We start from the raw sequence: 13,903 nt of genomic DNA, 5'->3' as shown, positions 1-13,903 counted from the left end.
GCCATGATCGACAAACCCCTGGAACAGTCCATCAATCAGGCCTTCCAGATTGCCCGCCAGTACGGACATGAATACGCCTCCGTGGAACATCTCTTACTGGCCCTGCTGGACAACCCCGACGGTATGGATGTGCTCAGCGCCTGTGGCGCCGACCGCACCCATCTGTCTGTGGAACTACGGCAGTTTCTGGAACGCAAAGTGCCCGCCATGGGTCCGGCGGGCACCGTCAATACCCAGCCGTCCATAGGTTTTCAGCGGGTCATTCAGCGCGCTCTCTACCATGTGCAGTCGGCGGGTAAGGATGCGGTTTCGGGGGCTAACGTCATTGTCGCCATCTTCGCCGAAAGGGAATCCCACGCTGTTTATTTCCTACAGAAAGAACATGTGACAAGACTCGATGTGGTCAATTTTCTGGCGCACGGCGTGCGCAAGGATGAAGTCATGGATGAGGAAGAAGAGGAAGTCGAGGGTACCACGGAAAAGAAGGGAGACAGCAAGGACCCGCTCACAGCTTATGCGCGCAACCTCAACGCCATGGCACGGGCAGGACGGCTGGACCCGCTGATAGGACGCCAGGAGGAGTTGATCCGGGCCCTGCAGGTGCTGGCACGGCGCCGGAAAAACAACCCCCTCTTCGTCGGTGAACCAGGTGTCGGGAAAACCGCCATCGTCGAGGGCCTTGCGCGTGCTGTTGTCGCCGGCAAAGTGCCGGAGATGCTGGAAAACGCGACGATTTATGCTCTGGATTTGGGGGCGTTGATCGCCGGATCCCGCTACCGGGGTGACTTTGAAGAACGCCTGAAAGGGGTGCTGAAGGCGCTGCGCAAAAAACCCAACAGCATCCTGTTCATCGACGAGATTCACACCCTGATCGGCGCCGGAGCCGCTTCGGGTGGCGCCATGGATGCCTCCAATCTGCTGAAGCCGGCTCTCGCCTCCGGTGAACTGAAATGTATCGGGGCGACCACTTATCAGGAGTTCCGCCAGTATTTTGAGAAGGATCGCGCGCTGACTCGTCGCTTCCAGAAAATTGACGTGCCGGAGCCCTCTCAGGAAGAGTCCGTACAGATTTTGCGCGGACTGAAGGGACAATTTGAGCAGCATCATGGCCTGCGTTATACCGACACGGCGTTGCGCGCGGCGGTGGAGCTGTCCGTCAAGCACATCCACGATCGCCATCTACCCGACAAGGCCATTGATCTCATCGACGAGGTGGGCGCCGCGCAAGCGCTTTTGCCAGTCTCCCGACGCAAGAAGAGCATCGGTGTGCACGACATCGAGGAAATGGTCGCCCGGGTGGCCCGTATTCCGGGTAAGAGCGTCTCTACCGATGATCGTCAGGCCCTGAAGAATCTGGAGCGGGATCTGGGATTCGTCATCTTTGGTCAGGAAAAGGCCATCCACGAACTCTCCGCGGCCATCAAAATGGCACGGGCAGGCCTGCGCCACCATGAAAAGCCGGTGGGGAGTTTTCTCTTCTCCGGCCCGACCGGCGTGGGTAAGACCGAGCTCAGCCGGCAGTTGGCCAGCCTGCTCGGCATTCCGCTACTGCGTTTCGACATGAGTGAATACATGGAACGGCATACGGTGTCACGACTCATCGGTGCACCGCCAGGATATGTCGGGCATGATCAGGCTGGACAACTGACGGAGGCGGTGAGCCGTAATCCACATGCGGTGCTGTTGTTGGATGAAATTGAGAAGGCACACCCGGATATCTTCAATGTGCTCCTGCAAGTGATGGATCACGGCAAGCTGACAGATGCCGGCGGCCGCACGGTGGACTTCCGCAATGTGGTGCTCATTATGACCACCAATGCGGGGGCTGAGGCGCGCGGCAAAGCGAATATTGGTTTCATGAACGCCCCCCAGAGTGATGGCGGACAGGAAATGGAGACCATCCGCCGGGTCTTCGCACCGGAATTTCGCAACCGCCTGGATGCCGTCGTACCCTTCACACCGCTTTCTAAGGAGACGGTGCTACACGTGGTGGATAAGTTCGTCATGGAACTGGACGAGCAGTTGCTGCAAAAGGGCTATAGCCTGGAAATCAGCGCTGAACTACGGCAATGGCTGGCGGACAAGGGCTACGACCCGCAGATGGGCGCCCGGCCGATGACGCGGATGATTCAGGAGCACCTGAAGAAGCCGCTGGCGGAGCATATCCTCTTTGGCGACCTACCCAAGGGCACGCGAATCACTGCGCGCCTCGAGAACGGTGAGGTGAAACTGGAAATACCGGTGCCCGTGCATCAAGACTGACGGATGGATAAGGCATTATTACATTTTGACAATAGCTATGCGCGCGATCTGGAGGGCTTTTACGCTCCCTGGCAGGCGGCCACGGCACCAGCGCCCCGACTGCTGCTGTTGAACCAGGCACTGGCGGAGGAGCTGGGACTCGACAGTGCCACGCTGGACGATGAACTGGGTGCCGCCATTTTTTCCGGGAATCAGGTCCCGGAAGGCGCGCTGCCCTTGGCTCAGGCCTATGCCGGCCATCAGTTCGGCCACTTCTCTCCGCAACTGGGGGACGGCCGCGCCCTCTTGCTCGGCGAGTTGATCGATCGCCATGGTCGGCGCCGGGATATGCAACTGAAAGGCTCTGGTCGCACGCCCTTTTCCCGGGGCGGCGATGGCAAAGCGGCACTGGGGCCGGTGCTGCGCGAATATGTCATCGGCGAAGCCATGCATGCGCTGGGCATACCCACGACGCGCGCGCTGGCCGCCGTCACGACCGGGGAAACCGTCCGTCGGGAAACATGGCTCCCCGGCGCCATCCTCACCCGCATCGCCGCCAGCCATATTCGCGTCGGCACCTTTCAGTTCTTTGCCGCACGCAACGAAAACGTCCGGGTCAAACAACTGGCTGATTACACCATCGCCCGCCACTACCCCCCCCTGAAAGGTGCGGACAATCCCTATCTGGAGCTGTTTGCGGCGGTATCCGCCGCACAGGCAGCCCTGATCGCGCGCTGGATGCTGGTCGGTTTCATTCACGGTGTGATGAACACGGACAACATGAGCATCGCCGGCGAGACCATCGATTACGGCCCCTGCGCCTTCATGGATAACTACGATCCGGAGACTGTTTTCAGCTCCATCGACGCCCATGGCCGCTATGCCTACGCCCACCAACCATTGATTGCACAGTGGAATCTCACGCGCTTCGCCGAAACCCTGATTGATCTGGTTCACCCCGACCCCGATGAGGCCGCGCGCCTGCTGACCGAACAGCTCAACGAATTTCCCAAGCTCTACACCCGCCACTGGCTCGATGGCATGCGCGCCAAGATGGGCCTGGCCACGGCGGAGGACGGCGATCTAGCGCTGGCGCAAGCCCTTTTATCCGCCATGGAAGGCCAGAATGCCGACTTCACCCAGGTCTTCCGCGGTTTATCAGCGGCAGTGCGCGGTGATCCGGCGCAGGTCCGCGCCCACTTTGTCAACCAGGCGCCGTTTGATCTTTGGTTGGCGCAATGGCAAGCCCGGCTGGCGCACGAAAGCGCCACCGCGGAGGCGCGCGCCGAGGCTATGGATCAGGTCAATCCGCTCTACATACCCCGCAACCACAAAGTCGAGGAAGCCTTGGCCGCCGCTACGCTGAACCAGGACCTCACCCCATTCAAAGCGCTGCTCGCCGTGCTGGAACGGCCCTTCGCGGAGCGTCCGGGGCTGGAGAGCTATACCCAGCCTGCCCCCGAGGATTTCGGGCCATTCAAAACCTTTTGCGGGACGTAGCGCTCGCTGGGGCGCGGCCGCAGGTTACCATGCACATTCAAGGACAATGCGCTCCTGAACGCCACGTCAACGGTCCTGCGCAAGCACCTCGGCCACGCGCGCCTGAAGCATCGGAATGAGATCTTCCTCGAACCACGGATTGCGCTTCAGCCACAGATTATTACGCGGGCTGGGATGCGGCAGCGGTATCCGGTTGGGCCAGTTTTCGCGCCATGCATGAACCACCTCCGTCAGCGTTCCGGCCTCGGCGGGAAGGTGATAAGCCCGGGCATACTGGCCGATGACCAGGGTGAGTTGCAGATGCTGCAAATGCGGCAGTAATTCCCCATGCCAGGCACGAGCGCACTCTGGCCGCGGCGGCAAGTCTCCGGATGTTCCTGTGCCTGGGTAGCAGAATCCCATGGGTACGAGCGCCACCTGTCGGGCGTCGTAGAATACTTCTCGGGAGATACCCAGCCAGGCACGAAGCCTATCGCCGCTGGCATCGTTGAAGGGAATACCTGTTTCATGCACCTTCCTGCCCGGTGCCTGCGCAGCGATCAAAATACGGGCGCGCGAATCCATCTGCAGCACCGGACGCGCACCAAGCGGCAGGTGTCCGGCGCAAAGTTCGCATTCGCGAACACGGGTAAGTAGCATGGCGAGGGGATCACCATACATTGTGGGATCAAGCAAATTGATGGTCCTCTGATTGCTGACTTCTCCATGACTTTCAATGCCGGTTGCCCGTCATTTTGTGGCATGTCGCCGGCCCATTGTCGTGGAGACCTCCCGGGCCAAGACACGTCACTTTCTGCGCTGCCGCCGGATTTACAAAGTGCATCCCAACAACCGCAGATGGATGGAGGGCTTCGCGGTCACGTGCCCGCTCGTCCCGGATGCATCACGCCTCATATCCGGTTTTTGTTCATCGCCCCGCAGCCTCGGATTGGGCTTCCTCCAGACCCCGCCTCGCGACGACGCCCTTGCCCTTCTCCTCGCCTTCGGCTCTGCGAAAACCTGGCCACAGGACTCGCACCTGCGAAGTAACGCGCCATGCCCGGCGCACATCGGGATAGGAAGAAGCCTCACGGCCCCTCCCTCCCACACCACCGGACGAACGGGTCACCACGTATCCGGCGGTTCGATGAATTGAATGCTTACCGGGCCGCAAGGCTCGGCACTCCCAGGTTCTTGAAGAAGGCCAATGGTAATGCAATGGTCAGCGCCGCTGTCTTCGACAGCCGCCACGGCCCATGCGCCGACTTGCTGATGTTCCACGCTTCGCGCACCGTTACCCCGCGCTTGCGTAGTTCCCTGTAGCCCGCCGGCCCCCATTGTTTCCAGACGCAGCAGCGTAACTTGCGTCGTACCCACTTGTCGATGTCGCGCAGAGGGCTCAGTACCTCGGCAATGCCGAAATACGCTTTCCAACCAAGCGGGCTTTCCTCAGCTCTGCCACGATAACGCCAATGTTGTTGCCTCGTGTACGACGGGTCAGTTCCCGCACCCGATCTTTCAGCTTGTCGAGGGCCTTGTCGGCCACCTTCAGCCTAGCTCCGTTGCGGCTGACCGTGAAGCCCAGAAACTTGCGGTTCTTGGGCCTGTCCACCGGGATCTAACCTTATTCGTTAGGCATCTTGGTGTTCAAGAATAGTTCCATCTCCAGAGTCGTTATGCCAATGGATGAATGTCGGCGGTTTGTGCTCCTTCTGAAAGAAATTAAGTGCGCGCTCAATTTCAGCAACGGAAAGCGCCCACGACGCAGGATATTCATCCTGTTGTCCATTGCTTAACCGATACTCGATTGTGGCGTCAGCAGGCCCACTGTAGTTGGGATTTCGTGAACTGAATCCGGCATCCCCGTTTTCTCGAAGATACATTAGCCACCCTAGATTGCCGTTTATAAGGGCACAAAGAGATTGCCCGTCTGGACTTTCAAGCCACACTTCGCGATACCGCGATTCGTTCATTGTTGATACCTAACGCTGGAGTTAAGGCGACGCGCGTAGCGCGGTCGTCTTGAACGACTTATTATGCACTACTAATCGTCAATTATATCTGTGTTATGAATACCAATATCGGATAACATATTTTTCATTGTGTAGAAGTCAGAGCTCGCGATAGCTGCCTTGTAATAGTTATTTGATTCTAGTGCACTTTGGAACACCGATTTCACACATGGAATAGCATTATCAGAGCTGCCTGCATCAAGCATCGAAAAACACGAATCTATAGATGATAGATAGACTAACCCGGCCTTTTAATTAACCAAAGAAGGAAGGCTTTGCATATTGAGGAACGGTGAGTTTTCTCGAATGTCATTCCAATTTGATTCCGCAAAGTATTTATCCCAATCAAATTCATTATTACTCATGGAACTCCCTCACTTAAGCACTTGCATAACGTAAGTTCGACGGTACTGTCTGTGCAGTGTAACAAGGGGTTATGCCGCACAACAATGGATGATCTTCCTGCGGGTTTACCAGACAGAAGGGATCAATTTGTCTGGTGGGCGCCCGGCGGGCCGGGACGGATGGCCTGGTTTTGCTGGGTTCGTTCCCCGCGGTCATGGTGCTTTCTTGCGACAAAAGATAACATCAGCCACTCAATACCCACTTTCCATGCGCTTTAATGGCGTCATACATAGCGTCTGGTGCCAGGTCTATTTCCTCTGGCCACGTCACCACCCCATGCTCCAGACCCACCGCGCTGAACACCGTGGACTCTGAGAGGCACCCAAAAACGCCCGCACCAGGACTATGAATCAGGGCATCCATCCAGACCTCGCCCTCTGTTCCATCCACAAAGCGGACATGCAGTCGGTATCCGTCGAGCGCGCGCACGGAAGTCACGCGCCACGGTGCTTTCGGGGAGATGGGCGGCACTAAGTTAGTGGATGGATCTTTTTGAGTGACTGGTTGTGTGTGCATAGCTCCCAATTCTCCATGAGTTCAGCCCGATGCTCCTGTGCCCATTCCAACACCAACGCCAGCGCCCGTCTAGGCATATCGCCCTGGATAACCTCCAGCGTACGGATGTTTATGAGCACCTCATATTCTCCGTATGAGTGTGGTCACCCAAATCGATGGTTCACTGGTCAACATATTTGAGGGGCAGACGGCGGCATAAAAAAGCCACGCAGCCCGATTTTGTGAACGGGGCGGCATGGCTCTTGGATTGGTCAGTTTTTCAGAACAGCGGATCGTCGGCAGGTGGCAGCTCAGCAGCCTGAGTATTGGCCTGTGATCGTTCTTCGTAATACCGGTGGATCTCCCCGTAGTACTGACTCTCGAAGCATTCGGTGAAGTGGTGCAGGAACTCCAGGACCGTGACGGCGGCCTCGTCGGAGAGCGGCGGCAGGGGCGTCTGGTCGTTGCAGGGGTAAGAGATCATGACGGGCTCCTCAGTGTGCGGCTTTGCGCCGGGCGGGTTGCTGGGCGGGGCCGTAGAGTTCGAGGAACAGCTTCTCGTCCAGTTGATCCAGTTGGCGTTGGGTGGCGGCCGCCAGGAGTTCGGCCGCCATTTGGGTGAGCACCCGGTAATTACCCATGGCATGATCACAGAGGGTCTGGCAGAGACCTGCCGTCATCAGTCCGGCGTTACCGGCTTCGGTCATCAGGTGTTCCAGGCAGCCGAGCAGTTCATTACGGCTGGCAGACTCGGTGTGCAGACGGACCCGGATGCGACTGCCCAGCGGGACCAGTTCTTCCCGGCGCAGTTTTTCGGTGAGTCGGGCATCCCCGGCGAGGAGGACACTGAGCAAGCTCTGGGAATCGAAGCGGGCACTGGACAGCAGGCGCAGTTCGCAGAGCACCGGGGCATTCATCTCCTGGGCCTCGTCAATGAGCAACACCGGGCGACGGCGGGTGGCCTCCAGATGGGCGAGCCAGCGCTCGCGCAGGGCCTTGAAGCCGCCCCAGCGGTTACTGGGTTTGAGGGAGACGGCAAAGATATCTCCCAGTTCCCGGTAAAAGTCCGCGAGATTGCTCTGCGGGTGATGGATGGCGCCGACGGTCAGATCCGGCAACCGGGACAGGCGCTCCGCCAGCAAGCGCAGGATCACGCTCTTGCCGGTGCCGGGATCGCCCTGGATCAGAGCGAAGCCCCCCTCCCGGACCAGAGCATGTTCTATCCGCCAGCAGAAATCCTCGACTTTGGGCGGGACACTGACCGCCGCAATGGGCAGATCGGCGGAGAAGGGATTCCACTTGAGCCCGTAGAGGGCCAGTAACGTTTGACTCATGGTTTACTCCTTGGGCAGATAGCGGGCGGGAACGCCGGTGGCGGCATATTCGGCGAGTAGTTGACGCATCAGCGGGGCCATACCGGTGGCCGGCAAGGGGCTGAGGTCCGGTGTCGGGTTCAGGGTTCGGCGCGCCCCGTCGGCATGGGCGGTTTTATCCAGCGGGTGGATCGGGCAGAGGACCGTACCCGTGCGCGGTTCCACCAGATCGACCTGGGTCAGATCCCAGCGGGCATAGCGCAGGGTGACCTCCGGGAGGGTGCGGTAGCGGGCAGGAATCTCGAAGCGCTTGCCCTCCAGACTCACCGTGCCGTCCGAGCGCCGTTGCCGCCGCCGGACTTCGATGCGGAAGGCACGGGACAACTCGGTGACGGAAGGGCATTCCCGGGCGACACTGTGACCCTCCAGATAGCAGGCCAGCGGGGTAGTGCCGATCTCGCTATGGCGGGCACGATGATACTCCCGCTCTACCCAGGCCTGCGTCGCCCGGTTCAGGGCACCCAGGGTCAACCCCTCTTCGCCCTCCAGCATGGGCAGCAGGCGACCTTCGATCTGGCCCCAGAAGCACTCCTGCTTCCCATTCTGGTATTTATGTGGCCGACCACATAAGTACCATTATGTGGCGCTTTAAAATATGTGGCTATTGGATTTAAAACCCGCATACCACCTGCCTGAGGATCAAATTAACGCCACATAAGTATTCAGCTATAAGCCGTGGAGGAAGGCCATCAGGTCCGGCTGCTGACGCCAATGTTTCGTTGCCATCCCCTCTGCTGTGGGCGGAGCACATGTCGCCAACGCACGAGTTTTAGTCTCGAGGTCAGTCTCAGCGTAGATGTTGGTCGTAGTGAGCGAAACGTGTCCCAGCCAGGCTCGGACGGTATTGATGTCCACGCCAGCACGTAAAAGGTGGGTTGCCGTGCTGTGGCGGATCACATGTGGACTGACCTGCTTCGTACTCATTGATGGCACTTGCACACAAGCCCTAGCAGCATGTCGTTCGACCATCGTATGGATACCAAAGCGTGTGATGGGTTGGCCGTTGCGATTTAAAAAAACTCGTTGATCCAACCCACGTTGCGTTGCTAGCGCACGCAATTGATCCAGAGTGGTCGGCCACAATGGACAGGTACGCCGCTTGTTACCTTTGCCGATAATGTGGGCGCATTGAGCATGCCAATCCACATCAACGATCCTGAGATCGGCAGCTTCACTGGCACGCGCCCCAGTGTTGTAGAGAAACAGTAATAAGGCGTAATCACGTTGGCCTTGAGGGGTCTGGCGATCTGGAGATTCTAAAAGGGCGTCCATTTCTGGCTTTTCGAGATAGGTAATGCCTGGATATGCCGTTTTTTTAAAAGGAATCAGCCGGATTTGTGAACACCACTCGATATGCTCAGGACTATTTTCACCAATGAATCGAGCCAACGCGTGCAGGCCGCCGAGGCGCTGATTGCGGGTGGCGGCGAGACAGTGGCGGCTTTCCTCAATATCACTAAGGAATTGACGGATAAGGTCTGCCGACAGATCAGATACCGTTAATCGGTCCACGGATTTGTTGAGTTGTTTACTCACGTGGGGCAGAAAAAGGGACAGCATATCTCGATAGCTGCGCTGGGTATTTATCGAAAGATTGCGCTCTCGTACCAGATACTCCAGTAGAAATCGCCGTATCCAGGGGCCAAGCAGGGTCACGTCAGTCATGGTCTTTCTCCAATGCATAGTGTGCGAAGCGCAGGCTCGCCTCGTGAAGTAACTCTGGTGTCATGGTCAAATAACGTTGTGTTGCCGAAAGATCGACGTGCCCAAGATAGGTTGCCAACTTGGGCAACAAATCGCGCAAATCTGCACCGCAGCGATACCAGGCAATAAGGCGATGCACAGCGGCTGAGTGGCGAAGATCGTGAAGGCGTGGCTGATGCCTCGGGCCACCCTCTTTGAGGACGTCAGCTTTAGCGCGTACGCGCCGAAACAGACCATGGGCGGCGGATCTACTCAGTGGTGTGCCGTCACGGAAGCAGAAGAACGGCGCATCTGTAGCTGCTGAGTAGCGGTTATTCCGTTTGGCGATATATTCATTCAGAATTTGGGTTAAATCCTTGCCTAATGGGACTATGCGGGTCTTGTAAAACTTCGTCTCGCGAACATATAGAATGGTCTGTTGCAGGTCGACGTCATGGATATGGAGCGATAGCGCTTCACTGATTCTAAGTCCTGCACCATACATCAGTAACAGAAGGGCTTTGAAGACGTAATCGTCGATTCTGGAGCGTCCGGCGCAAAGAGCGGGAAGGACATCAATCAGTCTTTTCAACTCTGCGTGGGAATAAATATAAGGCACAAATATGGGCCCGTCCTGCTTTGGTACACTGCGAGGCAGCGGGATTGCAGTGACCATCCCGCGTGCCAATGCGAATCGGTAACATCCGGTTAACACATGATATTTCTTGTACCAGTAGGCCGTAACGGACCCCTTGCCATTTAAAAAAATAGATACGGCGTCTGCACCGATAGTTTCTATTGGCCTATCACCGACTGCCCGGCAAAAAGATCTCAACAAGTGGTCCTCTGTTAGAAACCGATATCCGAGCGCACGTTTATGGGCGATGTAGAGAGAAATCAGTTCTGAGAGGTTCACAGTAAACCCCCCAAGTCGAATTCGGCGACCTGTCGCAACCCCGTCAGATCAACCTTGGTATAGCTCAGCGCCGAATTGGCGTTGCGATGACCAAGGTGATCACCAATTTGCTTTAGTGAAAAACCCGAAGAGAGGAGATGACTGGCACAGGCGTGACGCAGGCAGTGCGCCCCGCGAGGAGAGAGCGTGAGACCAAGCTGGTTTAAGCGTGCGCGGGCGACATGCGAGATACTCTCCGCCGAAAGTGGGCGCATGGGGGCACCGATCGTGAGGAATAACGCCCGATGTTCACACTGAGGACGTACATCGCGCAGATAGCGCACAATGGCTTCGCCCACACTGGGCAGTAAGGGATAACGCTGAGCGATGCGCTGTTTAGGTCGTACCACGCAAATTTTATCCCCGTCCCAATCCAAATGCTCGAGTTGAAGTGCTGCGACCTCGCCACGGCGCAATCCGTACAATGCCAGCAACATCAAAATGGCGCGATCGCGAATATCTACAGGATGATCGCCAGCAGTACTGACCAAGAGACGCTGTACATCTTCCCAACCCGGGCCCTCCGGGATTCCCTCGCGGGTATATAGTCGCGGCGATTCAATGGTCGCCGTTAACCCTTTGGCACACCAGCCGCGAGCTTCAGCAAAAGCAAAAAAGCTGCGTAAGGAGCTGGCCAATGAGCCCAGTGAGGCGCGCGTCCAGCCTTGTTGGCCCTTCAGTTCGACGAAGGCATCGAGATCGCAAATGGTGATTGCATCCAGCGTGCCTCGTGGCGGATTTAATCCGGCGAAAAACCAGCCAAGCCGTTCACAACGGGTTGCAATAGTCACGGGAGATAGTCCCCGTTCTTCGCGCATGTGGCGAGCAAAAATCCCTATTTGTACCGCGAAACTATCCTGAGGTTTCGCAGCTTGTCCAAGACAACCCATATGTCGCGCCCATTCCGTCGCGAAATGGATAAACATCTGGCGAGTGCTCTTCGATTCCTTGGTCTGGGTTGATTGGCGTTTAAAGCGCGTCCGGTGATCTACAGCAATCCTAATGTCTTGCATAGTCACCTTGCCATGATCAATGCCAATGTACTCTGCGACAGCCCAGATCACCCAAGAAATCTTCTTGAGCATGGAGGGCGAGTAACCTACCTGCGCACAGTGTTTGAGAAAATTATCCCTCTCTTCTGCGAGCGGAGCCCCCAGATAACGCGCCAACGTAGTGGGGCGCTTGATAAGTACTTCCATCATGATCGACCGCCTTTTTCAACAAAATGGACGGTCATCATCCCATGAAGTCGACAAAATTATGTGGCGTAGATTTGACATGAGGCCTTGACCTATATGGGGACTTTCATTGGTCGCCACATATTTTAAAGCGCCACATAATGGTACGGACTATAAGGCAGTGTCGCCTGATGCAGCACCCCCAGCAGGGCCAGCCCGTTGGTGGTTTCCTCGGCCACCATGGCGGCACCATTGTCCGTCATCAGCGCCCGTGGCAGGCCGCGCTTCATGAAGGCCTGGCAGAGGCCGTGGATGAGACTCTCGGCGGTTTCGTCCAGATACCATTGCAGGTGGCAGAGCAGCCGCGAGTGATCGTCGATGATCCCCAGCAGCATGGGCGTCTCCCAGGTGCCCGCACGGGTCAACACCTGGCGGGAGCCATGATGGAAATCCAGATGCCAGAGGGCGGCGGTCTGTTCTACCTCATAGCTGCGCACTTCCAGCCGTTCCAGATGATCACGGGCGGCGATCGCACCGGCGGTGGCGCGCTTCGGTCGCGCCTGACGGAACAGGCCCTGCGCCTGGAGATAGCGACGGATCGTCGGGTAGGACGGAAGCGTCACGCCCTGCCCCTGCAGGACGGCCTGCAGATTGTCGTAGTGCAACTTTGCTGTCCAGCCCGGATGCTCCCGGTATTGGGTAGTCAGCGTGGTGATCACCAGTGGCGTCAGACTCGGAAACTGGCCGATGTTACTGCGTAACCGGTTGCGCAGGGGGAGGACCGGATTCTCTGCAGCGCGTACCCGGTAATACCAGCGCTCCAGGGTAGAGAATCCAAACCGGACCGGTTCCCCGGTGCGCGGATGACGCCACGACCGGGCGGACAGCGCCTTCAATGCCAAGGCCAGTTCCCCCGGGGCCGGTGGCGCCGCCAGCAAGGGGCCGATGATCGCAAAGCGCAACAGCGCCCAGCGATCCCGTTGGGGGGAGTCGATACGGGTCTTCATAGTCCGGTCTCCAGAAGTGGTGCTGCCCAGGGCAGTACGGAAGACCCAGCTTACAAACCCTCAGTCAGGGTGACACGTGCCAAGTTCTGCGGGAAATCTGCACCCCTCATTCCGCTGGATTTTTACCCCTGGTTTACCTCTGGCGGATCGTCAGCGGCGTGAGCAGCGCCAAGCCATCCAGCACGGCAGCAACGGGTGGATCCGCAAACCGGGTCAGCAGGCTGAGTGGCAGATCTTCCCGGTGGACCGGCGGCAGATAGCAGGCGACTTCCGCCTTCCAGAGAGCTGTCATGGGAAAGTCCTGCCGCCACCAGTCCCGCCAGCGTCGCAGGGTGCGTCCGGGCACGTCGAGCAGAGCGCAAACCGCCTGGGCACCCGGTGTTCTGGCGGTCAGCCGACCCGCCATCAGCAGAATCACCAGGGCCAGATAGACCCGGCGCCCGAAAAACCGCACAGAGGGGGATGTTCTGCGCTTGCGGCAGTGACTGCAGCAGAAGCTGAAGCGCGAGGCATACTGCATTCTGAAATCCCGTAAACCGCCTCTGGGCTTGCGCGGGTAGTCTGCCCGATGCCACCTCCCACCACAGGCACACCGGGTGGTCCTGGTTTCTTCGGCAAGGGCTTCATCCACGCGGTACAACCACTGAAATATTTTGGGATCCTGCAGAAGGTTATGGCACACTGACGGGGTCCTTTTCTTGGTCGAAAAGTGACACTCCCCCAACAGGCGCGTTTGTTCAAGTTCTTCGAGGGGGTTTACCCCCAGCCCCTCACGCTACGTGACCGTCAGCGTAGACAAAACCTTCAATATCTTTGACCGTACTCACGTACAGGGCATGAAAGTGTGGCGGTGCATGGTCCTGCCAGAACATCTGAATCAAGATACCGTAAAACATGCTAATGATAGGCATGCGAAAAATCCATCATGACCACAGGCGATTGCACATCATCGCGGCTTTTTCACCATCAAGCCACCCCCCCCCAGGGCGTCACTGTGACATCCTGGGCGCCATGGAAACTCTCACAAGCGACCGTTTTCGAGAGGCTTCAATTGGTGGTCGTTTTCGCACAGTAA

The 13,903-nt window shown here is 57.8% G+C and carries 14 protein-coding genes and 3 pseudogenes; 2 read left to right on the top strand and 15 right to left on the bottom strand.

Annotated features, from left to right (window positions below):
* Nucleotides 1-3: 3 nt before the first annotated feature.
* Both clpA and AFE_RS02440 read left to right on the top strand, forming a co-directional pair.
* Complete coding sequence (gene clpA / locus AFE_RS02445; RefSeq protein ID WP_012536177.1) at nt 4-2,262, top strand: ATP-dependent Clp protease ATP-binding subunit ClpA; 2,259 nt, start codon at nt 4-6, stop codon at nt 2,260-2,262.
* Between the two features lie 3 nt (nt 2,263-2,265).
* Nucleotides 2,266-3,741 (top strand): protein adenylyltransferase SelO, encoded by a 1,476-nt coding sequence (locus tag AFE_RS02440; RefSeq protein ID WP_012536176.1) that lies wholly within the window; start codon nt 2,266-2,268, stop codon nt 3,739-3,741.
* Nucleotides 3,742-3,807: 66 nt separating this feature from the next.
* Here the strand turns inward: AFE_RS02440 and AFE_RS02435 are convergent, their stop codons facing one another.
* The 15 genes and pseudogenes from AFE_RS02435 to AFE_RS15935 all read right to left on the bottom strand — a co-directional run bounded on the left by AFE_RS02435 (nt 3,808) and on the right by AFE_RS15935 (nt 13,739).
* Nucleotides 3,808-4,380: a uracil-DNA glycosylase family protein gene (locus AFE_RS02435; RefSeq protein WP_225487406.1), complete on the bottom strand. Its 573-nt coding sequence runs from the start codon at nt 4,378-4,380 to the stop codon at nt 3,808-3,810.
* A gap of 500 nt (nt 4,381-4,880) precedes the next feature.
* Nucleotides 4,881-5,105 (bottom strand): hypothetical protein, encoded by a 225-nt coding sequence (locus AFE_RS16665; protein ID WP_225487644.1) that lies wholly within the window; start codon nt 5,103-5,105, stop codon nt 4,881-4,883.
* A 14-nt stretch (nt 5,106-5,119) separates the two neighbouring features.
* The gene (locus tag AFE_RS16660; RefSeq protein WP_012606573.1) at nt 5,120-5,332 is read right to left on the bottom strand and encodes a hypothetical protein; all 213 of its coding nucleotides are present in this window, start codon (nt 5,330-5,332) and stop codon (nt 5,120-5,122) included.
* Nucleotides 5,333-5,351: 19 nt separating this feature from the next.
* Entirely contained in the window at nt 5,352-5,693 is a 342-nt protein-coding gene (locus tag AFE_RS15470; protein WP_080513172.1) for an Imm1 family immunity protein, read from the bottom strand.
* A gap of 627 nt (nt 5,694-6,320) precedes the next feature.
* The gene (locus AFE_RS02425) at nt 6,321-6,575 is read right to left on the bottom strand and encodes a DUF2442 domain-containing protein (RefSeq protein WP_225487405.1); all 255 of its coding nucleotides are present in this window, start codon (nt 6,573-6,575) and stop codon (nt 6,321-6,323) included.
* Between the two features lie 32 nt (nt 6,576-6,607).
* Nucleotides 6,608-6,778: pseudogene (locus AFE_RS15465) on the bottom strand (DUF4160 domain-containing protein); the annotation flags it as partial.
* Nucleotides 6,779-6,912: 134 nt separating this feature from the next.
* Nucleotides 6,913-7,116, bottom strand: a complete 204-nt coding sequence (locus AFE_RS02415) for a hypothetical protein (protein WP_009567530.1) — start codon at nt 7,114-7,116, stop codon at nt 6,913-6,915.
* 10 nt (nt 7,117-7,126) lie between these two features.
* On the bottom strand, nt 7,127-7,966 hold the full coding sequence (locus AFE_RS02410) for an ExeA family protein (protein WP_012535980.1): 840 nt from the start codon (nt 7,964-7,966) through the stop codon (nt 7,127-7,129).
* A gap of 3 nt (nt 7,967-7,969) precedes the next feature.
* Nucleotides 7,970-8,554, bottom strand: a pseudogene (locus AFE_RS02405) (IS481 family transposase); the annotation flags it as partial.
* Between the two features lie 117 nt (nt 8,555-8,671).
* A complete protein-coding gene (locus AFE_RS02400) occupies nt 8,672-9,670 on the bottom strand; it encodes a tyrosine-type recombinase/integrase (RefSeq protein ID WP_009561339.1) in 999 nt (332 codons plus the stop codon).
* Nucleotides 9,663-10,604 (bottom strand): tyrosine-type recombinase/integrase, encoded by a 942-nt coding sequence (locus tag AFE_RS02395; RefSeq protein WP_012535983.1) that lies wholly within the window; start codon nt 10,602-10,604, stop codon nt 9,663-9,665. The genes AFE_RS02400 and AFE_RS02395 overlap by 8 nt, the downstream gene beginning before the upstream one ends.
* Nucleotides 10,601-11,845: a tyrosine-type recombinase/integrase gene (locus tag AFE_RS02390; protein WP_012535982.1), complete on the bottom strand. Its 1,245-nt coding sequence runs from the start codon at nt 11,843-11,845 to the stop codon at nt 10,601-10,603. Before AFE_RS02390 ends, AFE_RS02395 begins: the two co-directional genes overlap by 4 nt.
* Before the next feature lie 140 nt (nt 11,846-11,985).
* Nucleotides 11,986-12,828 (bottom strand): annotated as a pseudogene (locus AFE_RS02385) (IS481 family transposase); the annotation flags it as partial.
* 133 nt (nt 12,829-12,961) lie between these two features.
* The gene (locus tag AFE_RS02380; protein ID WP_226834174.1) at nt 12,962-13,348 is read right to left on the bottom strand and encodes a hypothetical protein; all 387 of its coding nucleotides are present in this window, start codon (nt 13,346-13,348) and stop codon (nt 12,962-12,964) included.
* Between the two features lie 250 nt (nt 13,349-13,598).
* A complete protein-coding gene (locus AFE_RS15935; RefSeq protein ID WP_012536172.1) occupies nt 13,599-13,739 on the bottom strand; it encodes a DUF4160 domain-containing protein in 141 nt (46 codons plus the stop codon).
* Nucleotides 13,740-13,903 lie beyond the last annotated feature (164 nt).

The sequence above is a fragment of the Acidithiobacillus ferrooxidans ATCC 23270 genome (assembly GCF_000021485.1).
Taxonomy (GTDB): Bacteria; Pseudomonadota; Gammaproteobacteria; order Acidithiobacillales; family Acidithiobacillaceae; genus Acidithiobacillus; species Acidithiobacillus ferrooxidans.
This window is presented reverse-complemented; position numbering and strand designations above follow the sequence as displayed.